We start from the raw sequence: 1,295 nt of genomic DNA, 5'->3' as shown, positions 1-1,295 counted from the left end.
CCTAGGTAGAGCTTTTTCAGGCGCGGCGCATCAAAGCCGGTTAATAGCATATTGTAGACAAACAGCAGGTCAATCTTGCCTTCTTTAAAGTCTTCTACTAAATCTTTTCGCTCTTGTTTAGTTCCGATGTCGTGCAGGATCACGGCGGCGGTGTTGACCTCGCTATCCTGTTTCTTTTTGGCGTTGTAGCTGGTACTTGGTTCCGCAACCATCGCCTGGGACTGCGGCTCTTGCTTCGCATATTGCTGCTGGAAGACCTCATACATCATTTTAGCCTGTTCGGATGAGTCACAAACCACCATGCCGCCGATGGTGTTGTTATTCATGCTGATACGGGCTTGCTCAAAGTCTTTGACGATGTAGTCCAGCATTGGCTCTACAAACTTGGCATGTGCATAGACCAGCTTCTTATCTGCGTTGCCTTTGAGAATTTCGATCTCTTCCAGAGCTTTTTGCAGGGTGAGTCGGTAGCTGGTTTCGATTTCTTCACGGATCAATCGCAGTGTGTAGCCGTCTTTAATGGATGAGTTGTAGTAGTACTTATGGATGTATCCGCCAAACAGTGTTTTGGAGTTGTACGCCTCGCCCAGTATGGGCGTACCCGTTAAGCCAATTTTGATTGAGTTGCGGTCTGATTGCTCCAAATTCGCTAGAAAACTGCCTTTAGGGTTGTAGCTACGGTGAACTTCATCCAGAAAGAAGACGCGCTGAACATTCAGGTTGTAATCGCTGTTTTTCGTTACAGCGGGGTCATCTTTGAATTTCTGGATGTTGACGACAGTAATCTCAGCCTTACCTGAATTATTGTGGATGGCGGCGGTCTGTTTGATGTCTCTGGCGAAGGCATCCCGAGAATCGATGTTATGCACAAGTAAACCGCGCGATGTGAACTCTCTACCGGCCTGAATCAGCAAATCCATACGATCAACTATGAAATAGAACTTGGCCATTACGCCCTTTTTCTGGAAGTAATCCGCAAGGTATTTGACGTTGTAATAGGCCAACGCTGTTTTCCCGCTGCCTTGAGTGTGCCAGATAATGCCCTTTTTCACGCCCGCTTCGAGCTTTTTCTCTATCGCTTTGGTAGCGAACATCTGCGGGTAACGCATGACGTGCTTTTGCAGGCTGCTGCTTTCTTTTACGTAAGCAAGGGCAAATTCCAACACAAAGGCCAGTCGTTCACGCTGGAACAAAGATGTGCAGATTCGGTTTGTGGGCGTATCAGGGCTTTTGTTTTTGCTGAACTCAGGAGACTGCTTGATGCTCAGCAGGTTGTTGTCTGTCAGCACCTGGGT

The 1,295-nt window shown here is 47.6% G+C and carries 1 protein-coding gene; it reads right to left on the bottom strand.

The genetic code is table 11. From position 1 onward, the window contains the following. On the bottom strand, positions 1 to 1,295 hold a 1,295-nt coding region (locus BOW51_RS10855; protein WP_135568290.1), incomplete at both ends, for a DEAD/DEAH box helicase family protein.

The organism is Solemya elarraichensis gill symbiont (assembly GCF_002021095.1).
Classification (GTDB): Bacteria; Pseudomonadota; Gammaproteobacteria; order Chromatiales; family Chromatiaceae.
The sequence above is the reverse complement of the archived record's forward strand: the minus strand, read 5'-3'. Positions and strand labels throughout refer to the sequence as shown.